Here is a 20,374-nt window from a genome sequence, read left to right as displayed (position 1 = left end):
GGTCCTCGAAGTCGAAGTGATTCTCACATGTGGGGAACGGAGTCCGGGATGTCGTAGAAGGTCGGGTGCCGGTAGACCTTGTCGCCGCTCGGCGCGAAGAACGGATCCTTTTCTGCCGGACTCGAAGCCACGATGTTCGCGGACGGTACGACCCAGATGCTCACGCCTTCGTTACGTCTGGTGTAGACGTCACGCGCGTGGCGTAGGGCCATCTGGTCGTCTGCCGCGCGCAGTGATCCGACATGGACATGGTTCAGTCCGCGCTTTCCCCTCAGAAATACCTCGTACAAAGGCCATTCGCCCCGTACCTGATCGCCCTGTACCTGATCGTTCTCGCTCATGCTGTTTCCCCAGTCGTGCGATCGTGCGCGAGTCTCTCGCGCTGTGCAAAGGCGTAGGCGGCGTCACGGACCCAAGCCCCGTTGTCGTGTGCGGCTTTCCGATTGGTGATCCGCTCGACGCTCGCCGCCCCGTTACCGCGGACCACATCCATGAATTCGCTCCAGTCCGGCTCGCCGAAATCGTGAGCGCCACGCTCAGGGTTCCAGCGCAGGTCGGGATCGGGGAAGGTCACACCCAGTACCTCGGCCTGCGGTATCGACATGTCCACAAATCGCTGCCGCAGTTCGTCGTTCGTGTGCCGCTTGATGCGCCACTTCATCGACTGTTCGGTGTTCGGCGACTCGTCGTCCGGCGGTCCGAACATCATCAGAGCAGGCCACCACCATCGGTTGACGGCTTCCTGCACCATCGCACGTTGGGCTTCCGTGCCGCGCATCATCGTCGCCAGCAACTCGAAACCCTGCCGCTGATGGAAGGACTCCTCCTTGCATACACGGATCATCGCGCGTGCATACGGCCCGAAGGAGCTGCGGCACAGCGGAACCTGATTGCAGATAGCGGCTCCGTCGACCAGCCAACCGATCACTCCCACGTCGGCGTAGGTCAGCGTCGGGTAGTTGAAGATCGAGGAGTACTTCTGCTTTCCCTCGATCAGTTTGGTGGTCAGATCGCCGCGGTCGGCACCGAGGGTCTCGGCCGCGGAGTAGAGATACAAACCGTGCCCCGCCTCGTCCTGGACCTTCGCCATGAGAATCGCCTTGCGTCGCAACGAAGGTGCACGGGTGAGCCAGTTTCCCTCTGGCTGCATTCCGATGATCTCGGAGTGCGCATGCTGGGCAACCTGACGAATCAGCGTCTTGCGGTAGCCGTCCGGCATCCAGTCGCGAGGCTCGATGCGCTGGTCCGCCGCGATCGTCTCGTCGAACAGGTTCTGCAGGTCTTGTGGAGCTTCCACGTTGGTCATCGTACCTACCTTTTATTACCGAATGATCGGTTGGTAACTAGTATGCACCGCGGTGTCCCGGCGCACAAGAGAATCTTTCGACGGAACAGAAATCAGCGGCCCTCGAAGACCGGCTTCTGCTTCGACAGGAAAGCCATGACTGCGCCTCGATGATCTGCCGTGGAACCCAGCTCCACCTGCGCGTTCGCCTCGGCATCCAGTGCCTGGGAAAGCCCAGGAGCAACTGCACGGATCAGCGATTTCACGTGGGCGAAGGCCGCGGTGGGTCCGTCGGCAAGTCGGCGGGCGAGTACCCGAGCCTCAGCTGCGACATCCTCGTCGGCCACCACTCGATGAACCAATCCCCACTCCAGTGCGCTCTGCGCGTCGAACCTGTCGCCGAGCAACATCAGGCCACTGGCACGGCTAGGTCCGAGCGCGTGCACGAGCGCATGACTGAGCCCCGAGTCACTGGCCAGACCGATGCCGGTGAATGCCGTCGCAAAGCTCGCGCGAGCACCCACGACACGGATGTCTCCGGCCAACGCGATTCCCAACCCCGCCCCGACACAGGCGCCGCCGATACCCACCACCACCGGGACCGACAGCGTCGACAGCGCCGTCACAATGGGGTTGTAGTGCGCGGCGACGGTGTCCATCGCGTGCGCCGGATCGGCATCCAACGCTGCCGCGTGCTCGCCCAGATCCTGACCGACGCAGAAATTCTTGCCTTCGGCGAGAATCAACACCGCTCGAACGTCTGCGTCCGCGTGGACCTGCAGCAACGCCTCGAGCAGCTGAGACTTCATTTCGCCGTTGACGGCATTGGCGGCCTTGGGCCGGTCGAGAGTGATTGTCGCCAAACCGCGCTCGATCTCCAAGCGGATCACGTCAGTCATCGATGTTCCTTTCGCGGGCAGTTCGGTTCAGCTCCATGTGTGAAAACCCTGTCCTGTCTTGCGCCCCAACTCTCCGCGGGCGACCTTCTCTCGCAGCAGTGCAGGAGGAGTAAATCGATCACCGAGAGTGCTCGCGAGGTGTTCGGCGATAGCCAGGCGCACATCCAACCCGACCAGATCCGTCGAACGCAGCGGCCCCATCGGATGCCGGTACCCCAATTCCATGGCCCGGTCGATCGATTCCGCGTCCGCCACACCTTCTTCGAGCATTCGGATGGCTTCGAGCCCGAGACCGACGCCAAGCCGGCTGGTCGCAAAACCAGGTGAGTCGTTGACGAGAACCTCGGCTTTGCCGAGCATCGACACCCATGCTCGTACCGAGTCGACAACCTCGGGGCGGGTCTGAGGCGCCCGGACGATCTCGACCAACAGCGACGCCGGGACTGGATTGAAGAAGTGCATACCGATGAACCGGCTCGGATCCGTCAGCGCTGCACCGAGTTCGGCGATCGACATGGAACTGGTATTGCTGGCGATCACGGTGCGTTCTCCGGCAACGATTTCGGCAGCCGCGAGAACCTCGACCTTGAGGGCCGCGATTTCCGGGACCGCCTCGACGATCAGGCCGAGCGACGGGGGTAGGGAGCTCACTGCGCCTACGACGCTCACGCGCGCGAGGACCGTCGCGGGGTCCTGGTCGCCGAGTTTCCCTCGTTCGTGGGCGCGGTCGAGGCCGGTGGAAACACGCTGTAACGCGGCCTCGGCGTCGCCGCTCTCCGCGATGGTGACCGCCCCGCCCAGAGCGGCGAACACCTGGGCGATACCTGCACCCATGCGTCCACCGCCGATAACTCCGACGGCCTTCGGTGCAACTGATTCAGTCATGATTTCTTCTCCAGGAAAGCCGTCATGCGATCGTGCTTGTCCGAACTCTCGAACAGGACGGCTTGGGCGATGTCGTCGGCAAACGGATGCGATCCCGGCGCGTCGACGATGATCTTGGTCAATCGCAGTGCCAGCGGGGACAGTCGGGAAATACGGTCGAGCAGCCGATGCGCTGCGTCGACGTGGCAGTTCGGTTCGGTCACCTCGACAACCAGACCTGCTCGTAGCGCCTGCTCGGCGTCGAGGTTCCTGGCACCGAGGAGCACTTGCTTCGCGATCGAGACGCCGACGAGCTTCGGCAGCCGATAGCTCGCACCCGCGGCTGCCATTATCCCGAGATTGGGCTCGGGATTACCGAAGACCGCCGTCGTGGTCGCGATGCGAATGTCGCAGGCGTACGTCAACTCCGCCCCGCCACCGAGCGCGTAGCCGCTCACTGCGGCGACGGTGGGCAGCGGGAGCTTTCCGATGCGGTCGAACAGCGTGCGGTTGATACCCGCGAACGCTTCGTCTCGTCCGCGCTCTCGGAGCTCCGCGATGTCAGCGCCGCCCGCGAAGTGGTCTCCTCGCCCGGCAAGCAGGAGCAGCTTCGGATCCCGTTCGAGGCGTCCACAAACCTGATGCAGTTCGTCGATCATTTGCGCGTTGATCGCGTTGCGTTGCGCGGGCCTGTCGAGGGTGACCACGACGCGATCCTCGCGCTCGTCCACGTGCAGGGTGTTCACATTCACTCCTTCTCACTCTCCTCCATTAGTAACCGAACATTCGGTAGTTTGGCAAGGGTGGAGACGAGGATGGTGCACAGCTTTGCCCGAACTGAGAAGATGGGGACATGACTACGGCACGCCCCACTCGACGCACCGGCCTCCCCGGACGTCCCGGCTACGACCTCGATTCACTCCTCGCCGTAGCCGTCAAGGTGTTCAACGACAAGGGCTACGACGGCGCCAGCATGGAGGTGCTTGCCAAGAAACTCGGCATCACGAAGTCCTCGATCTACCACCACGTGTCCGGAAAGTCAGAACTTCTCGAACTCGCACTTTCGCGTGCACTCAACGCCCTGTTCGCGGTCACGACCGAAGAAGGCGCCACCACCGGTCCGTACATCGACCGGCTCGAATACCTAGTCCGGCGCAGTGTAGAGGTGCTGGTCGCAGAGCTTCCGTACGTCACCCTGCTCCTGCGCGTCCGTGGCAACACGACGGTCGAGCGTGCTGCACTCGCCCGTCGACGCGAATTCGACAACTTCGTCGGAGGCCTCGTCTCGTCCGCCGCAGCGGAGGGAGACTTGCGCCCGGACATCGAACCAGCCCTCGCCAGCAAGCTGATGTTCGGCACCGTCAACTCACTGATCGAGTGGTACAAACCCCGAGCGGGTGAGTCCGTCTCCGACATTGCCGACGCGGTCGTCGCCGTCACTTTCGACGGACTTCGCAGGGCCTGATTCCAGGCAGTTCTGCCGAATCCTTGACAACGCGGCGTCACCGAGCGATCGTAATTACCGACCGAACGTACGGTGAGATGGAGTTGTCGTGAGCAGACTGTTGGAAAGCTATGTAGCCGGTCAGTGGTACGCCGCACCGGACGCAGGTACCCCGTTGCCCAGCGCAGTGGACGGATCGGAGGTGGCCCGGATCTCCGCAACCGGCGTCGACCTCGCCGAGATGGTTACGTACGCACGCGAGGTCGGCGGGCCTGCACTGTCTGCGATGACCTTCCACGAACGTGCCGGCGCGCTCAAGGCCCTCGCCCTCACGTTGATGGCAGGAAAAGCCGAGTTCTACACACTCTCCACTGCCACCGGGGCGACGACGCGAGATTCCGGGGTGGACATAGACGGCGGATTCGGAACCCTGCTGAGTTACGCGAGCAAGGCTCGGCGCGAATTACCCGACAGCACAGTCTTTCTGGACGGAAACGTCGAGCCTCTCGGCAAGGGCGGAACTTTCCTCGGGCAACACATCTATACATCACGTCGTGGCGTCGCCGTGCAGATCAACGCGTTCAACTTCCCGGTTTGGGGATTTTTGGAGAAACTGGCACCGGCCTTCATCGCGGGTGTCCCGTCCATCGTCAAACCTGCCAGTTCCACGGCGTATCTCACCGAACTCGTCTTCCGGCGCATCATCGAATCAGGCTTGCTCCCGGAGGGTTCCGTCCAACTGCTTTCCGGTAGTGCACGTGGACTCCTCGATCACCTCGACGGACAGGATTCGGTGGCCTTCACCGGATCCGCCGACACCGCCGCAACGCTGCGTGCCCACCCGAACGTCGTCGGCAAGGGCGTCCATTTCAATGCCGAGGCCGATTCACTCAACGCGTCGATCCTCGGCGAGGACGCCGTACCAGGAACGCCCGAATTCGACTTGTACGTCAAACAACTCGTCACCGAAATGACGGTCAAGGCGGGACAGAAATGCACCGCTATCCGGCGCGCCCTGGTCCCGGACTCGCTGGTCGACGCCGTTGTCGACGCCGCAACCGAGCGACTGAACAAAGTGGTCGTGGGACACCCCGATGCCGACGGCGTCACGATGGGAGCGCTCGCCAGCCTCGAACAGCGTGACGAAGTCTTGAAATCCATTCGCGGCCTGACGAAGTCGGCAACAATCGTGTTCGGAGATCCGGACAACGTCGACGTGGTCGGCGCCGACGCCCGGTCCGGTGCCTTTCTTTCACCGATTCTCCTCCGGGCCGAGGACAACGCGCTCGAGGTACACGAGGTGGAAGCATTCGGGCCCGTCAGTACCGTCATCGGTTACGACGGCATCGATCATGCGATCGAACTTGCGGCCCGTGGCGAGGGAAGCCTCGTCGCCTCGGTGGTCACTGCCGACACCGATACAGCACGTCGATTGGTACTGGGCCTCGCAGCTTTTCACGGTCGAGTGCTCGTCCTCAACCGCGACGACGCCAAGGAATCAACCGGCCACGGCTCTCCCCTTCCAGTTCTCGTCCACGGCGGTCCCGGTCGCGCCGGCGGCGGTGAGGAGTTGGGTGGCATCCGCGGAGTTCTGCATCACATGCAGCGCACCGCCGTACAGGGCACACCCGACGTCCTCACCGCGGTCGGTGAGCGCTGGTTCACCGGGTCACAGCGCACTACCGGATCCGAGCATCCATTCCGAAAGAGTCTCGCCGAGTTGAAGATCGGCGACACTGTTGTCGGCGGTCCGCGCCAGGTCACACTCGCAGACATCGATCATTTTGCAGAGTTCACCGGTGACACCTTCTACGCACATACCGATCCGGTGGCGGCAGCGGCGAATCCGCTTTTCGGCGGCATCGTCGCACACGGCTATCTGGTTGTCTCACTCGCTGCGGGCCTGTTCGTCGACCCGGCCCCCGGCCCGGTTCTCGCGAACTTCGGCGTGGACAGCCTCAGGTTCCTGACTCCGGTGAAAGCCGAAGACAGCCTGACGGTCACCCTCACAGCCAAGACCATCACACCTCGCAGCAGCGCCGACTACGGTGAGGTTCGTTGGGATGCCGTGGTGACGAACCAGGACAACGATCCGGTCGCGACATACGACGTACTGACTCTGGTAGCCAAGACTCGCCCCGAAGGGAATTGAAAGCACATGACCTATCGAGTAGCAGTGTGTTACGGACGCCCCACCGATCCGGAGGCTTTCGACAAGTACTACAACGAGATCCACGTCCCGCTCGCCAGCGCGGTGCCAGGGTTGTCGGACTTCACGTTCAGCAAGTGCTCGACGCTGGACGGCTCCGATCCAGTCTTCTACGCCGTCGCCAACCTGGTGTTTCCCGATCTCGAGACGATGCAGCGCGGCCTGAAGTCCCCGGAGATGGGCGCCGCTGGAAAAGATGTCGCGAACTTTGCCACCGGCACGGTCGACATGTATGTCCAGGAAGTTGTCTCGGTCCTCTAGACCCTGCAATCTCCGATACCACAGGAGTTGTCTCGTGAGTACAGGAAGCATCACCGCCAGAGAGATGTTCGACGCGGACCAGGCGTCGCAGGCACTCGGTATCGAGATTTCCGAGCTGGCGCCCGGTAGCGCAACCGTGACCGTCACTGTCGGCGAGACCATGGTGAACGGTCACGGAATCACACATGGCGGCTATGTTTTCCTGCTCGCGGACACCGCGTTTGCGCTCGCCTGCAACGGCTACGAGGATTCAGCCGTTGCAGCGCGCGCGGACATCCGATTTCTACGTCCGACCCGTCTGGGCGACACCTTGACCGCGATCGCCACCGAGAAGGCGCGAGGGGGCCGAAGCGGGATCTACGACGTGACCGTTCGCAGTGGCGGTGTCGTCGTCGCCGAGTTCCGCGGCGACAGCCGAACCATCACCCGCTGAAGTTCAGCCCACGGTGTTTCAGCTCACGACGGGAAGTTCGAGGGGGCCGGAACCGTCGGCAAAGATCGTCACCGGCATACCTTGCAGTCCCCCACGGAAACTGATGTCGCCGCCGGTGATTGCCAGTCGGACGGAATGGCCTGGCTCGAATCGATGCACTATCGCCGGCATCGTCACCGGGACCGGTTGGGACGGATCACTGATACGTATGGGCGCAATCAGTCCGTTGATCAGCGAGGAAGTTCCGTCCGGGGCCACGTCGTAGAGTTTCGCGAACACCACCGGCTGTCCGGGCGCCGCAACACGCAGCGTCACAGTGGGAGCTCCCACCACGTCCATCGCCTCGGTCATCGGCGCAGTGGTCCACAGAGCCTCGGTTCCCGGAATCTGTGCATTCGGAATGTTCCCGGCCGGATTGATGTTGAGCGGCTCGACTCCCGTCGGCAGCCCACCCGGTGCGGTGACAATCGTCTTCGAGCCGGGCACAACCGGCGCGCCGTCCGGCAGCAGTCCCCCGTCAGCGGACAGCTGGAAGCCGCGGGCGGTTCCGACATCGACAGTGTCGGACGTGGCGTAGGCCGGTGCCGCGTTTCCCTCGTAGTCGATCCAGTTACGGAAGTACGCGAATTCCGGTCCGGTCTCCGTGTTCTCGTCCTTGAGGTAGTGATCGAACCAATCCATGAAGCGACCGGTTTCGTACTGGGCATCCTCGTCGGGTGCGGAGAAGCTGAATTCGCCCGGCGCAGCGGCCAAGTGGCTGTGCCCCCACGAATGCCAGATCATCTTGGCGTCGACGCCACGCGCATTCAGCGCGTCGTAGGTCGCGGTTGCCTCGTTCAGATCGAACAGAGTGTCCTGTTGCCCCTGAGCAAGCAGTACCGGAATGTTGATCCGGTCGACGAACGACGACACCGACGACGCTCGGAGTTCACTCACCACTTGCGGTCCGATGTCCCCGGTCACTACCGCCTCGGCGATCGCGTTGCACATGTACGGCACGTAATTCGGGCAGCCGGGAAGTCGAGAGGGGTCGGTGAGGTAGCCGTCCACTCCGGGGTTTGCGACGCCGGCACCGAAGAGGAGCGACGCAAAGAGCACCTTCGCCGCTCCGGGCTCGGCGGTGGACACTCCGGAAATGATTCCCGTGCTGTTGGGTGCCAAGGAATACGAAAGATCGTTCCAGGTGATCATGGGGATGATCGTGTCGATGCGGGGATCGACACTCGCGGCGGCGAATTGAATGCCGCCGCCGTAGGAGCCGCCCGTCATGCCGACCCGCGGGTCGTTCGTCGACGGTGCACCCGAGTGGTCGACGGAGTCCTGTACCACCGCGGTTAGCGCCGGATAGGGCTGCGTCAGAGCCTGATCCGTGTAGGCAATCCCCTCTTGGCCGCCGAGGAAGCTGACCAACTGGGAAGCGGCGACGCCGTCGTACGCGGGAGAGTCGAGTGTGATCTTGCAACTCGTGCCGCCGAAACCCAATCCCGAATACGTCAGTCCGACATACCCGTTCTCGGCGAAGTTCTGCAGAGCCGGAATCTGATCCTTGTACGAACCGCCGAACCCGTTCGTGGTCAGGATCGCGGGCGCGGGGTTGTCCGCATCGACGCCGTCGGGAACGAAGAGCTCACCGACCACGGTGCACGGCGTCGAAAGATCCGGCCCCACATCGACCGAGAAATACAGCAGCTGTGAAGAATACGAGCCGTTCGGTGAATCCGCGAGCGCCGGCGGCGAAAAGCCGAGGGCACAAACCACGAGCGTGACGACACTGATCGCTGTTCTCCGGCGCACCTGAAAACCGTACACCCGGATCTGTTCTCTACCAGTTCAATCGGATGCGTGCCGCCAAAATATTCTGAGCGAAAGTCAGGCCAGGCCCGGTCGACGTCTACTTGACCGTCAAGGTGCCGCGCATGCTCGGGTGGTAGGTGCAGTGGAACGTGTACGTTCCCGGCTCGTTCGGCACCGTGATGGTTTCCGTCTCACCAGCTTCGATGTCCTCGTTGAACAGCCCTGCGGTATCGGACGTGACCGAGTGCTCGACGGTGTCGTTGTTCTGAATGGTCAGTACCTGTCCAGGCATCACCGACTCCGGCGTCGAATATTCGAAGCCGCTGATCACGATTCCCATCGACGACGCTCCCGGCGTCGACATACCCAGAGGCATGCTCGGCATCGACATACTGGTCGGCTTGCTCGGCATCGACATACTGGTCATTGCCATGCCGTCGTGATCTGCCGAATCGTTGTCCGACGAATCGCTGTTGTCACTGCACGCGGTCAGTGCGAACACCGCCAGGATCAGCGCTGCGAGCACCGCGAGAATCCGCTTCATTGCTTCGCCTCCTGCTCGTTCCCCCGCAGTCTGCTGATTACCCGCCGCCTAAAGGCCCAAACAGCTCCGATGTGGTGCCTGCGGCGCTGATAGTGCACGATTTCTGCACCAGCTCCACTCGCGGACCGACACTGAAGGAAACAGCACAGATGGCCAAGATCAAAACGTCTGAGGCGGCCCAGCCGAAGGCTCCGAAGACAGCCCAGCCGAAGGTAACCGAGAAGGCTCCTGCCGTTCTCTGGAAGGACCTGCCGGACGAGCACGACTACCCGGCGGCCCGCGATTACCTGCAGTTGGGCGCGACACCGGTCCAGGTCCAAGCTCTCGTCTACGCGCTCAAGACGGCGACGCTGGTCTCGAAGAAAGCCAAGGACATTCTGCGTGCTGCCGGGTTACCCCTGCTCCCGGTCGACAACCCGCACGTTGCTGCCGATCTGAAGAAGATCCGCAAGGGGATCGCACTGTCACCGATCCTGCTGGTGCAGGGAGACTTCCGCGCCGGAGTACCGGCCCAGATCGCCGACGGCTACCACCGGGTCTGTGCGAGCTACCACGTGGACGAGAACACCGGCATCCCGGCAAAGATCGCTCCCTCGACAGTGACGTCGTAGGTCGTCGATGACCTTCGGCATACTTGCCCTCGTCGCACTGGCCGGAATCCTCGGTCCGCTGCTCGGCGCTCGTGTCAGCTGGCATGTCCCTGTGGTGGTCGGCGAGCTTGCCGCGGGCGTCGTCTTCGGTGTCACCGGTTTCGGGCTACTCGACTCGTCCGACCAGACTTTCAGGTTCCTGGCCGATATCGGGTTCGCGCTCACGATGATGGTGGCCGGCTCGCACGTCCCGGTCCGCGATCCGGCAGTTCGTGCGGCAATAGGTAAGGGTGCCTCTCGCTCGGTTGTGGTCGGACTCCTGTCGGTTGTTGCCGGCTACGGTGCGGCGACTGCATTCGGTACCGGTCACGCCGCGCTGTACGCGGTCCTGATCGCGTCGTCATCCGCGGCGTTGATTCTCCCTATCGTCGATTCGCTGGCGCTCGGTGGAACCTCGGTCCTGCAGATGACTGCCCAGGTCGCGATCGCGGACACCGTCTGCATTGTCGCGCTGCCGTTGGTGATCGATCCGGACAATGCCCCTCGTGCCGGTATCGGCGCACTGGCGGTGGCGGTGTCTGCAGTTGCCCTGTTCTTCGTGCTGCGGGCCTTCCACCGTTCCGGGCATTGGCGAAAGCTCCACAAATTCTCCGAGAAACGAAAGTTCGCACTCGAACTCCGGATCAATCTGGTGATCCTGTTCTCGCTGGCGGCGCTGGCCTCGAGCACTCACGTGTCGATCATGCTCGCCGGCTTCGCCTTCGGACTTGTCCTGGCCGCGATCGGTGAACCCCGTCGCCTCGCCAAACAACTCTTCGCGATCACCGACGGCTTCTTCGCGCCCCTCTTCTTCGTCTGGCTGGGAGCGGCGATCAATCTGCGCGACCTCGTGACCCATCCGTCCGCCATCTGGCTCGGATTGGTCTTGGGCGGAGCAACTCTCGTGGTTCACGCCGCGATACGCGTCCTCGGTCTCCCGCTACCCCTCGGCGTGCTGTCCGCCGCGCAACTGGGTGTACCGGTTGCCGCAGTGACGGTGGGCACTCAATTGGGGGTGATGGGCGATGGTGAGCCCGCAGCCATCCTCCTCGCCGCGATGATCACGATCGGAGCGGCAACACTGGCCGGTGCTGCCGCGTCGAAAGCCGGTCTCACGAAGCCTGTTTGACCGCCGCCCGCTCCACCGTCAGCAAGCTCTCCTCCGAATGTTCGGCGTGATACGCCGCGCCGCCGCCGCGGACACCGAATAGCCGCTTGCTCCAGATCAGCCACACGACGGCAGCGATGTTCACCAGCAGCAGCCCGGCCCTCAACCACGTGATCTTCTCGGTCAATTCGTAGATTTCGAGGGGCAGGAACAAGCTGGTCGCCACCACCGCGAAGTACTCGCCCCAGCGTTTGACCATCCACAGCCCGACGGCCTCGATCACTTGAAGGCCGGCGTAAACCAACAAACCGACCGCGATCCAGGTGAGCGTCGTCGCGGACAAGGAGAAGGCCTGCTCGATGTGATGGACCAGTTTCGAGTCGTCGATGTTCCACCCCAGCTGACGGGCCAGTGGTCTGATCAACGGCAATTCGTTCTCGAAGGCGTCCTCGACGCGCCCCTTCGACGATCTGAGTTTGAACACGCCGATCGCCAAAAGAACCAACCCCAGAGCGCGGAACATTCTCTCGGTGGCAAGAAGTCGCATGATCAATCGGTCGCGAAGCAGCCGTCCCCGCGGAACCTCGGGGGCGGCGTCCGCCGGCCCGGACGCTTGCGGCGCTCCCGGGACGAAGTTGCCGCAACGTAGGCACCGCCATGCCTGGCCCACCGCAGTGTCCACCTGTAGTCGATCCCGCAGCTCAGGTTCGTCCGGAGCGTAGGTCTCGTGACCATGCCAACTGCACGAGCGCAATGCGAAGTCCACGGGTGAACTCTATGCCGCAAATGCCCGGTAGCGTGGATACCCGCTGACCGTGCACTTCGAACGACGAGGATTCCGATGACAATTACCAAGATCGAAACCCGGCATGGCGTCATGGCAGTCGACGACAGTGCCACCGACGGTTTCCCGGTTGTCTTCATCCACGGAAACTCGGCCAGCCGCTCCATCTTCCGTCATCAGGTCGACGCCGACTGGGCCGGCGACTACCGCATGATCACTCTGGACCTACTCGGTCACGGCGACTCCGAGGACGCGAGAGATCCCGAAGCCGCGTACACGCAGAACGGTTACGCCGACGCCATCGTCGATGTTCTGACCGAACTCGGCGTCGAACGAGCGGTTGTCGTCGGATGGTCTCTCGGTGGACACATCGCACTCGAGTTGATCGCGAAGTTCCCCGGGCTCACCGGAATCGTCGTCACCGGTACACCGCCGGCAAATCCCGAGACGCTCGGCGACGCATTCAATGCCGGCGACGGTTTGTCCATCGGCGGTACCGAGGTCATCACCGCGCAGGAAGCCGAACTCTACGCACGGATGACCGCCGTTCCCTTCGAGCAGTCTGCCCTCGACGCCGCGATACGCACGGACGGGCGCGCTCGCAAGATCATGTTCGACGCATTCGGCGCGGGCCGCGAATCCGATCAGAAGGCTTTGGTTGCAACGGCGTCGGTGCCGCTCGCGGTGATCGACGGCGCCGAGGACCCGTTCGTGAACACGTCGTATGTCGCGTCGTTGACCTTCGCGAACCTGTGGGAGGGCACGTATCACCTCATCCCCGGAGTCGGACATGCAGCGTTCTGGCAAGCCCCTGAGGTGTACAACCCACTGTTGCGACGATTCCTCGGCAATTTCGCGAAGTAACCCGCTGGACGCGACGTCCAATGAGGTAGAAGTCTATCGACGGTTCGGCCATGTCCGGATTGTTTGTCGCCGTCCTACAGTTCGGAAAACGACTGGAGGCACTGCGATGACCATTCTCGAGCACGGCACGGAAACGTGCATCGGTGGACCGACCCTTCCCCAGGTACGACGCCTCGTCACCGAAGTGCCTGGCCCCAACTCGCGCGCTTTGGCCGAGCGCCGGAGCGCCGCACTGCCGGCCGGACTGACCAGCGGATCCAGCATCTACGTTGCGGCAGCGGGCGGAGGAGTAGTCGTCGACGTCGACGGCAACTCGTTCATCGACTTCGGCAGCGGCATCGCTGTGACCACCGTCGGAAACAGCGCGCCGCGCGTGGTCGAACGGACGACCCGTCAACTCGGTCAGTTCACCCACACGTGTTTCCTCGCAAACCCCTACGAGGGATACGTCGAGGTCTGCGAAGCGCTCAACCGTCTGACCCCGGGCGACCACGACAAACGAACAGCGCTGTTCAACACCGGAAGCGAGGCGCTCGAGAACGCCGTGAAATACGCACGTGCCGCCACCGGTCGCCCGGCAGTTGTCGTCTTCGACCACGCATTCCACGGTCGCACGTTGATGACCATGACGATGACCGCCAAGAACCAGCCGTACAAGGCCACATTCGGCCCGTTCGCTCCCGAGGTCTATCGGGTTCCGATGGCCTACTCCTACCGTTGGCCGAGCGGCCCCGATAACGCGGCCGACGAGGCATTCGCACAGTTCCGTCTTGCGATCGACACTCAGATCGGTGCCGAATCGGTAGCCGCCGTGGTCGTGGAACCGATTCAGGGCGAGGGAGGTTTCATCGTTCCGGCTCCGGGATTCTTGAAGCGCGTCGCCGAATTCTGCCGTGAGCGCGGCATTCTCGTCGTCGCGGACGAGGTCCAGACCGGTATCGCTCGAACCGGCGCCTGGTTCGCCAGCGAGAGTGAGAACTTCGTCCCCGACATCATCACAACTGCAAAAGGTCTCGCCGGTGGAATGCCACTCGCCGCCGTGACCGGCCGTGCCGACGTCATGGACACCGCGCATCCCGGTGGTATCGGCGGTACGTACAGCGGCAATCCCGTTGCCTGCGAGGCCGCCTTGGCAGTTTTCGAGACGATCGAGGCGGAAGGCCTCCTCGATCGCGCCAAGGACATCGGTGAGATCCTGACCGCAGGACTGTCCGAAATCGCTTCGAACACAACCATCATCGGCGATATCCGTGGACGCGGCGCCATGATTGCGATCGAACTCGTCCACCACGACGACAAGGCTCCGAATCGCGAGGCCGTCGCCCAGATCGTCAGCTACGCCCACGCGCACGGTCTCCTTCTCCTCACCGCCGGCACCTACGGAAACGTCGTCCGATTCCTCCCGCCGCTGAGCATCTCCGACGAATTGCTGGCCGAAGGCCTCGACATCCTTCGCGACGCTGTGGACGCAGTCCGATGAGCGTCGCAGTGCGCAGCTTGATCGGCGGAGCTTGGGTCACGGGATGCGAAGGCACACTGACAGACACCAACCCGGCGCGTCCCGACGAAGTTGTCGCCACCGGAGGCCGTGCCGGTGCCTCCGAAATGGCGACCGGCGTTCGCGTCGCCCGCATTGCCACGAGCGGCTGGGCGCGCCTGCCGATGTCCGCACGCGGCGCATTCCTCACTCGCGCAGCGGAAATAATCGAATCCAACGCCGAGGGCTGGGGTGAAGAACTTACCCGTGAAGAAGGGAAAACGCTGGCCGAGGGTATCGGAGAAGTACGCCGGGCTGCGCAGATTCTGCGTTACTACGGCAATGCCGCCGACCGCGAGTCCGGAACGGTGTATTCCTCCCCTCGCAGCGGCGAGCAGATTCTCGTCACTCGCAAGCCTCTCGGAGTGGTAGGCGTCGTCACGCCGTTCAACTTCCCGATCGCGATCCCGGCATGGAAGATTGCGCCTGCCTTGGTATACGGAAACACCGTCGTCTGGAAACCGGCTGCCGCGGTGCCTCTTCTGGCCTTCCGTCTCGCACAGGCATTGACGGAAGCAGGCCTACCCGACGGCGTCCTGAACATGATCCTCGCCGACAGCGCGGCCGGTGAAGCACTGGTGGATCACCCGGACCTCGACGCCGTCACCTTCACCGGTTCCACCGGCGTCGGCCGAAAGATCGCGGGATCTGCTGCGGCGCGCGGAGTTCCGGTCCAGGCGGAGATGGGCGGAAAGAACGCAGCAATCGTCCTTGCCGACGCAGATCTCGAGCTTGCAGTCGAGCAGGTCATGCTGGGCGCATTCCGGTCGACCGGCCAGAAATGCACGGCCACTTCCCGTCTGGTGCTCCACGAATCCATCGCCGAGGAGTTTCTGGCGAGGCTGACAGTCGAGGTCCAGGAACTGAGAGTCGGAGATCCACTCGATCCCGACGTCACCACAGGTCCCGTGGTCAGCGCATCCGCACAGAAGTCGATCGTCAACGGGATCGATCGAGCCGTCGGCGGCGGCGCCAGAGTCGTAGCGACCGCCGAAGCGCCGGAGTCAGGCCACTACGTCCAGCCGACGGTGCTGGAACTACCGGCGAGCACCGAACTGTGGTTCGAGGAGCTTTTCGGCCCGGTGCTGGCGGTGCAGCGGGCAGCAACAACTGCAGACGCCTTCCGCTTGGCAAACGAGGGCGAATTCGGTTTGTCCGCAGCGTTGTTCACTCAGGACCTGACCAACGCCCTTGCCGGTATCGACGACCTGGACGTGGGGATCCTGCACGTCAATTCGGAATCGGCAGGCGCTGATCCTCACGTACCTTTCGGCGGCGCGAAGAAGAGTGGATACGGGCCCAAGGAACAAGGCGACGCAGCACGAGAGTTCTTCACTCACACCACCACCGTCTATCTCAGGGGCGGCCGAGCGTGATCTGAATTCGATTCCGCCTGCAGCAGTTCACGAGCTTTGAGCGCGATCCACAACTCGGATCGAGTGTGGGCGGAATCGAGATCTCGGCCGATCAACTCGGCAGCCTTGTCCATGCGATTGCGCAGCGTGTGCCGGTGAACACCCAACTGCGCTGCAGCGGACTCCCATTGACCATTGTGGTGCAGGAACGCTTCGATCGAGTCCACCAGACGGGAACCGTTCTCGGCGTCGTAGTCTTCCAACACACCGAGACCGCCGGCCGCGATCGACTGCAGAACATCGTTCGACTGCACGCTCAACAGGAGGCTGAAAGTCCCGAGTTCCGAGAACGAAACGAGCATGTGACCGTCGACCTGTCCCACTTTGGCAGCAGAGACGGCCTCGCGCAGACTGGCCGCCACACCGCTCATCGGCCGGACGCTTCCGATTCCGCCGTTGATGCTCCGGCGTGAATTCTCCCGAACTCTCGCATACACACTGCGCGTGACCTTCTCCGCAACTTCACTTTTCACGACGAACCACACGCCGGTGCCGTCATTCAGCGGAGCCAAGAGGTACGGCACCGCCTCTTCTTCGAGGGCCGCTGACGTGATGTCGGTTGCCGCCAGTAATGGTCCGACATCGGTCAAGGCAGTTGCAACCACCGGTGATTCGGATTCGAATCCGAAGTACCGCAACAGACTTTCGTCGACGTCGCCGCCGGCCTGGCGCACCATCGTCGCGACCGCCAACCTCAGCCGCCGTTCGGCATCGACAACCCGTGACGGCTTGGCAAGCTCGATGGTCAACAGCGATACCGTGTGCCCGACCAACAGTCGTTCGGACTGATCCAAGGCGGCGTCGGACGCCACGGCGAGAGTGCCACTCACGGCAAGCCGGTGAATGGCCAGGTGGCCGTCGTCGTCCACCACGACCCGGCTGCGCTCCTTGCCTGATCGCTCCCTGATGCGTTCGGGCAGAGACGAACTCGCACCTTCCGTCAGAGCCAGCACCGCTCCGTCCCGATCGAGAACACACACTGCTGCTTGTACGGCACGCCCCAGAGCAGTGATCAAGGCCGGCACCCCGTCGAGCAAGGCACGCGCCAACTTCTCCTGCGCGTCGACCACCGCCTGCACCGTTCGTATCTGGTCGGCGGTCAGCTCGTCGATCACGGCCCGCGAGATGGCGATGAACGGCGTCTCCTTGGCGACGGAAAGCACGGCAAAGCCCAGTTCGTCGCCGGCCCTGATGATCGCGTCCGGAACCTTCTCGTGCACGGTGCCGGTGTCGAATGCCAGTGCCACCGCACCGGTCCGCGCAATGCGCTCGACGTACTCGAACTGCTTTGTCGCCGAACGCGAAAGGTGCAGCCCCGTCGTCATGACAAGCTCGCCACCGGCGAGCCACCGACTCGGATCCTGTAATTCGATTGCGTGCGCCCAGCTGATCGGCAGGTCCACGTTGTCGTGACCTGCAACGATCGTGAGGCCGAGCGAGGTGGTGGCCGCCAGCCGCCGAACAGTCATCGGCATAACCGGAACCTCCGAAGGCAGTGGACAGAACTGACAGTTTCCGGTTGCGTTTTGTACATCAGGTCCATGTTCTGGATCACACGATGAGCTTAGCGTCTCTCCGAAAGAACTGATCGCGTCATGCAATAGGAGCTGAGCCCAGATGCCCGACAGCAGCACCGAAACAGCCGAAGCCGCCAGCGTCCACTCGACGCTCAAGACCGGCCTGAAGAAGCGCCACTTGACCATGCTTTCCATGGGCGGTGTCATCGGCGCCGGTTTCTTCGTCGGTCTGAGCGGAATCATCAACCAGGCCGGCCCCGGCGCCGTCATCACGTGTGCGATCTGCGGCATCATCGTGTTCCTGGTGATGCGCATGCTCGGTGAAATGGCGGTGGCCAAGCCGTGTACGGGATCGTTCACCGAGTACGCGCGAATGGCGTTGGGCGACTGGGCGGGCTTCACCACTGGCTGGCTCTACTGGTACTTCTGGGTGATCGTCGTCGGCATCGAATCCGTCGTCGGAGCTACCCTGCTCTCCCGGTGGATCCATGGCGTCCCGCTCTGGCTCATGTCAGCGGTACTCCTGTTGGTGATGACCGGAGTCAACCTTCTCTCCGTCAGCAACTTCGGCGAGGCCGAATACTGGTTTGCGGGTATCAAGGTCGCCGTCATCATCGGCTTCATCGTGCTCGGCAGTCTGTTCGTGTTCGGCATCTGGCCTGGCAGTGAAGTCGATTTCAGCAACCTGACCGGCCACGGAGGATTTCTGCCGAACGGCTTCACCCCCGTACTGGTGGGCGTCGTCGCCGTGATCTTCTCCATGACCGGAGCCGAGCTAGTCACGATCGCCGCAGCGGAATCCGCCGAACCGGCCGGAGCGATCAGACGAGCCACGAACACCGTCGTCTTCCGTATTCTCGCCTTCTTCGTTGTCGCCACCTTCCTCCTCGTGACGATGCTGCCGTGGGATTCGTTCGTCGTCGGCGATTCTCCGTTCATCTCCGCCCTCGACCTGCTCGGAATTCCCGGCGCTGCTGACATTCTGAACCTCGTAGTTCTGGTCGCAGTGCTGTCCTGCCTCAACTCCGGCCTGTACACGGCGTCGCGGATGCTCTTCGCGCTCTCGGTCTACAACGACGCGCCGGCCTGGATGACGCGGACCAACAGCCGCGGCGTGCCGGTGAAGGGTGTACTCGCGTGCACCGTGGCCGGCTACTTCTGTATCGCGGCCGGCTACATCTGGCCGGACACGATCTTCTTGTTCCTCGTGAATTCTTCCGGCGCAATCTGTTTGTTCGTTTACATCCTGATCTGTGTATCCGAACTACGCCTCCGTCGCCGATGGGAACGCGAAAGCCCCGAGATTCTGAAATTCCGTGTCTGGCTGTATCCCGGCCTACCGATAGTGGTCACCGGCCTGATTCTCGTGATCCTGGTGGGAATGGGTCTCAACGAACCCACGCGCGCGGAATTCGTCCAAAGCCTGGTCGCCCTCGGCGTCATCCTCGTCGCTTACGGCGTGAGAAAGTCTCGTACGCGAAAAACCGGATCGTTCGCCACTGCCTCGGAGAACGCGCACAGCGCTGCGGACACCGTCTGAAACAAGCATCGAGTGAACTCTCTGCTCGATCGGTTGCACTTTCTCCCCGAAAACATTCAATACGGTGAAACCGATCGAGCAAAGATTTTCTCTTTGTTCGATTTCAAGGCAAAATGGACAGCATGCCGAGCCCTGTCATCGCCTCCGAAGGGCACAGTTCTTGGCAAACACTTCACGAATGGTTCAACGAACCGCACGACTACGAGTGGATTAAGCACCAGAGATCCGGACGAGCAATCATTCCGATCTTCCGAACCTTGCTCGGTTTGATGACAGTCATCTTCGGGCTGTCCGCGTTCTACAAATTGATCGGGCCGGATACACCGCCGACGACACCCGGCAAAGCACTTTCGGTTTTCATGATCTGCATGTGTGTGGCAATCGCCGCGTGTTGGTTCACGCAACCGTTTCCCGGACGCCGGGGCCTGCTCGCATTCGGAATATTCGCAGATCTCGGGATCGCGGCCGCAGTCCTCCTGGTGCCGGATCGCTCGTCCGGGACGTTCGGTTGCATCGTTTTCGCGGTCACCGGAACCTTTGCGACGCTGTTTGTCAGCGCACGATGGCTTGTCGCTCATGTCGTCTGGTCGACGACTGCCACGACAGTTGTATTTGTTCTTGCCTACTTTCAAGGCGAAGTCGATATCACGACGCTTCTCGCCCGGGGCACAGTTCTTTTCGGAGCTGTCACCCTTGTTCCCATTTTTGCGCACCTGACTTGGCGCACTCTGTACCGCGATGCCCAGTATTCGGATCGTGATCCTCTTACCGGGCTGTTCAACCGTCGCGGACTCGAAGGCGCGGTCGGCGATCTCTTCGAGAGCGCCCGAGACGATTCTTCGTCTCTCGCTTTCATCGTCGTCGATATCGACAAATTCAAGACGGTGAATGATCTTCACGGCCACGCCGAAGGCGATCATGTCATCAGAAGAACAGCGAACCGATTGAGCACACATCTCGGCGAACGCGGAGTCATCGCTCGCACGGGCGGAGAAGAATATCTGGCCGTCATTGCCGGCGATCCCGAATCGACGACCCTGCTGATCGAAGGGATAAACGCGGCACTGTCGGATTGTTCCGATGCCATCCCAACAACGGTGAGCGTCGGAGCGGTGATGATGACCGCCGAATCGAAGGCGTGGAGCGGCGGTACTTCCGCGATCCTGGCAGCGACGAACGTCGCGGATTCGATGATGTATCAAGCGAAAGCGGCAGGCGGTAATACGATCCGCTCGGCTCAGATCTGA

Annotated in this window: 20 protein-coding genes; 11 read left to right on the top strand and 9 right to left on the bottom strand. The window is 62.4% G+C overall.

All coding sequences use genetic code 11. From position 1 onward, the window contains the following. Positions 1-23: 23 nt before the first annotated feature. From paaB to DBV08_RS16095, 5 genes are all read right to left on the bottom strand, one after another. A complete protein-coding gene (gene paaB, locus DBV08_RS16115) occupies positions 24-341 on the bottom strand; it encodes a 1,2-phenylacetyl-CoA epoxidase subunit PaaB (RefSeq protein ID WP_003942879.1) in 318 nt (105 codons plus the stop codon). Continuing rightward, complete coding sequence (paaA, locus tag DBV08_RS16110; protein ID WP_095972822.1) at positions 338-1,306, bottom strand: 1,2-phenylacetyl-CoA epoxidase subunit PaaA; 969 nt, start codon at positions 1,304-1,306, stop codon at positions 338-340. The genes paaB and paaA overlap by 4 nt, the downstream gene beginning before the upstream one ends. Positions 1,307-1,398: 92 nt before the next feature. After that, positions 1,399-2,184 carry an enoyl-CoA hydratase/isomerase family protein gene (locus DBV08_RS16105; protein ID WP_124568076.1) on the bottom strand — a complete coding sequence of 262 codons (786 nt, stop codon included), beginning with the start codon at positions 2,182-2,184 and terminating at the stop codon, positions 1,399-1,401. 27 nt (positions 2,185-2,211) lie between these two features. Beyond that, positions 2,212-3,069, bottom strand: coding sequence for a 3-hydroxyacyl-CoA dehydrogenase family protein (locus tag DBV08_RS16100; RefSeq protein ID WP_124568075.1), 858 nt, complete (start codon positions 3,067-3,069; stop codon positions 2,212-2,214). Continuing rightward, positions 3,066-3,794 (bottom strand): enoyl-CoA hydratase/isomerase family protein, encoded by a 729-nt coding sequence (locus DBV08_RS16095; RefSeq protein WP_124568074.1) that lies wholly within the window; start codon positions 3,792-3,794, stop codon positions 3,066-3,068. The genes DBV08_RS16100 and DBV08_RS16095 overlap by 4 nt, the downstream gene beginning before the upstream one ends. A gap of 107 nt (positions 3,795-3,901) precedes the next feature. Between DBV08_RS16095 and DBV08_RS16090 the strand changes: the two genes are divergently transcribed. The 4 genes from DBV08_RS16090 (at position 3,902) to paaI (ending at position 7,395) form a co-directional block, all read left to right on the top strand. Further along, positions 3,902-4,513: a TetR/AcrR family transcriptional regulator gene (locus DBV08_RS16090; protein ID WP_124568073.1), complete on the top strand. Its 612-nt coding sequence runs from the start codon at positions 3,902-3,904 to the stop codon at positions 4,511-4,513. An 88-nt stretch (positions 4,514-4,601) separates the two neighbouring features. Beyond that, entirely contained in the window at positions 4,602-6,644 is a 2,043-nt protein-coding gene (gene paaZ, locus DBV08_RS16085) for a phenylacetic acid degradation bifunctional protein PaaZ (protein WP_124568072.1), read from the top strand. Between the two features lie 6 nt (positions 6,645-6,650). Beyond that, a complete protein-coding gene (locus tag DBV08_RS16080; protein WP_095972826.1) occupies positions 6,651-6,962 on the top strand; it encodes an EthD family reductase in 312 nt (103 codons plus the stop codon). A gap of 64 nt (positions 6,963-7,026) precedes the next feature. Next, complete coding sequence (gene paaI, locus DBV08_RS16075) at positions 7,027-7,395, top strand: hydroxyphenylacetyl-CoA thioesterase PaaI (RefSeq protein WP_166810072.1); 369 nt, start codon at positions 7,027-7,029, stop codon at positions 7,393-7,395. A gap of 18 nt (positions 7,396-7,413) precedes the next feature. Here paaI and DBV08_RS16070 read toward each other — a convergent pair whose 3' ends face one another. Next, a complete protein-coding gene (locus DBV08_RS16070; RefSeq protein WP_124568071.1) occupies positions 7,414-9,204 on the bottom strand; it encodes a CocE/NonD family hydrolase in 1,791 nt (596 codons plus the stop codon). An 82-nt stretch (positions 9,205-9,286) separates the two neighbouring features. After that, positions 9,287-9,733, bottom strand: coding sequence for a cupredoxin domain-containing protein (locus tag DBV08_RS16065; RefSeq protein ID WP_124568070.1), 447 nt, complete (start codon positions 9,731-9,733; stop codon positions 9,287-9,289). A 149-nt stretch (positions 9,734-9,882) separates the two neighbouring features. Between DBV08_RS16065 and DBV08_RS16060 the strand changes: the two genes are divergently transcribed. Both DBV08_RS16060 and DBV08_RS16055 read left to right on the top strand, forming a co-directional pair. Next, the gene (locus DBV08_RS16060) at positions 9,883-10,344 is read left to right on the top strand and encodes a hypothetical protein (RefSeq protein WP_240952043.1); all 462 of its coding nucleotides are present in this window, start codon (positions 9,883-9,885) and stop codon (positions 10,342-10,344) included. 7 nt (positions 10,345-10,351) lie between these two features. Further along, entirely contained in the window at positions 10,352-11,491 is a 1,140-nt protein-coding gene (locus DBV08_RS16055) for a cation:proton antiporter (protein ID WP_124568069.1), read from the top strand. On the opposite strand, the gene DBV08_RS16050 is transcribed toward DBV08_RS16055, so the two are convergent. After that, positions 11,475-12,236, bottom strand: coding sequence for a DUF2127 domain-containing protein (locus DBV08_RS16050; RefSeq protein ID WP_095972831.1), 762 nt, complete (start codon positions 12,234-12,236; stop codon positions 11,475-11,477). The genes DBV08_RS16055 and DBV08_RS16050 overlap by 17 nt on opposite strands. Positions 12,237-12,311: 75 nt before the next feature. On the opposite strand from DBV08_RS16050, the gene DBV08_RS16045 reads away from it, so the two are divergent. The 3 genes from DBV08_RS16045 to DBV08_RS16035 all read left to right on the top strand — a co-directional run bounded on the left by DBV08_RS16045 (position 12,312) and on the right by DBV08_RS16035 (position 16,031). Then, positions 12,312-13,118, top strand: coding sequence for an alpha/beta fold hydrolase (locus tag DBV08_RS16045; RefSeq protein WP_124568068.1), 807 nt, complete (start codon positions 12,312-12,314; stop codon positions 13,116-13,118). A 106-nt stretch (positions 13,119-13,224) separates the two neighbouring features. After that, positions 13,225-14,598 carry a 4-aminobutyrate--2-oxoglutarate transaminase gene (gene gabT / locus DBV08_RS16040; protein WP_124568067.1) on the top strand — a complete coding sequence of 458 codons (1,374 nt, stop codon included), beginning with the start codon at positions 13,225-13,227 and terminating at the stop codon, positions 14,596-14,598. Beyond that, positions 14,595-16,031, top strand: a complete 1,437-nt coding sequence (locus DBV08_RS16035; protein WP_124568066.1) for an aldehyde dehydrogenase family protein — start codon at positions 14,595-14,597, stop codon at positions 16,029-16,031. Before gabT ends, DBV08_RS16035 begins: the two co-directional genes overlap by 4 nt. On the opposite strand, the gene DBV08_RS16030 is transcribed toward DBV08_RS16035, so the two are convergent. Next, a complete protein-coding gene (locus DBV08_RS16030) occupies positions 16,007-17,539 on the bottom strand; it encodes a PucR family transcriptional regulator (RefSeq protein WP_260395613.1) in 1,533 nt (510 codons plus the stop codon). The genes DBV08_RS16035 and DBV08_RS16030 overlap by 25 nt on opposite strands. Positions 17,540-17,687: 148 nt before the next feature. On the opposite strand from DBV08_RS16030, the gene DBV08_RS16025 reads away from it, so the two are divergent. Continuing rightward, on the top strand, positions 17,688-19,127 hold the full coding sequence (locus tag DBV08_RS16025; RefSeq protein WP_124568064.1) for an amino acid permease: 1,440 nt from the start codon (positions 17,688-17,690) through the stop codon (positions 19,125-19,127). Between the two features lie 122 nt (positions 19,128-19,249). Further along, entirely contained in the window at positions 19,250-20,374 is a 1,125-nt protein-coding gene (locus DBV08_RS16020) for a GGDEF domain-containing protein (RefSeq protein WP_260395611.1), read from the top strand.

It is taken from the genome of Rhodococcus sp. KBW08, from assembly GCF_003852455.1.
Taxonomy (GTDB): Bacteria; Actinomycetota; Actinomycetes; order Mycobacteriales; family Mycobacteriaceae; genus Rhodococcus_F; species Rhodococcus_F baikonurensis.
Note: the sequence above shows the minus strand (reverse complement) of the source record. Positions and strands in the feature narration are given on the sequence as shown.

What these genes read in the sequence shown, in the direction of transcription:
- paaB (WP_003942879.1), bottom strand. Translation starts at nt 341, where the DNA reads ATGAGCGAGAACGATCAGGTACAGGGCGATCAGGTACGGGGCGAATGG.
- paaA (WP_095972822.1), bottom strand. Translation starts at nt 1,306, where the DNA reads ATGACCAACGTGGAAGCTCCACAAGACCTGCAGAACCTGTTCGACGAG.
- DBV08_RS16105 (WP_124568076.1), bottom strand. Translation starts at nt 2,184, where the DNA reads ATGACTGACGTGATCCGCTTGGAGATCGAGCGCGGTTTGGCGACAATC.
- DBV08_RS16100 (WP_124568075.1), bottom strand. Translation starts at nt 3,069, where the DNA reads ATGACTGAATCAGTTGCACCGAAGGCCGTCGGAGTTATCGGCGGTGGA.
- DBV08_RS16090 (WP_124568073.1), top strand. Translation starts at nt 3,902, where the DNA reads ATGACTACGGCACGCCCCACTCGACGCACCGGCCTCCCCGGACGTCCC.
- DBV08_RS16080 (WP_095972826.1), top strand. Translation starts at nt 6,651, where the DNA reads ATGACCTATCGAGTAGCAGTGTGTTACGGACGCCCCACCGATCCGGAG.
- paaI (WP_166810072.1), top strand. Translation starts at nt 7,027, where the DNA reads ATGTTCGACGCGGACCAGGCGTCGCAGGCACTCGGTATCGAGATTTCC.
- DBV08_RS16065 (WP_124568070.1), bottom strand. Translation starts at nt 9,733, where the DNA reads ATGAAGCGGATTCTCGCGGTGCTCGCAGCGCTGATCCTGGCGGTGTTC.
- DBV08_RS16060 (WP_240952043.1), top strand. Translation starts at nt 9,883, where the DNA reads ATGGCCAAGATCAAAACGTCTGAGGCGGCCCAGCCGAAGGCTCCGAAG.
- DBV08_RS16055 (WP_124568069.1), top strand. Translation starts at nt 10,352, where the DNA reads ATGACCTTCGGCATACTTGCCCTCGTCGCACTGGCCGGAATCCTCGGT.
- DBV08_RS16045 (WP_124568068.1), top strand. Translation starts at nt 12,312, where the DNA reads ATGACAATTACCAAGATCGAAACCCGGCATGGCGTCATGGCAGTCGAC.
- gabT (WP_124568067.1), top strand. Translation starts at nt 13,225, where the DNA reads ATGACCATTCTCGAGCACGGCACGGAAACGTGCATCGGTGGACCGACC.
- DBV08_RS16035 (WP_124568066.1), top strand. Translation starts at nt 14,595, where the DNA reads ATGAGCGTCGCAGTGCGCAGCTTGATCGGCGGAGCTTGGGTCACGGGA.
- DBV08_RS16030 (WP_260395613.1), bottom strand. Translation starts at nt 17,539, where the DNA reads ATGACTGTTCGGCGGCTGGCGGCCACCACCTCGCTCGGCCTCACGATC.
- DBV08_RS16025 (WP_124568064.1), top strand. Translation starts at nt 17,688, where the DNA reads ATGCCCGACAGCAGCACCGAAACAGCCGAAGCCGCCAGCGTCCACTCG.
- DBV08_RS16020 (WP_260395611.1), top strand. Translation starts at nt 19,250, where the DNA reads ATGCCGAGCCCTGTCATCGCCTCCGAAGGGCACAGTTCTTGGCAAACA.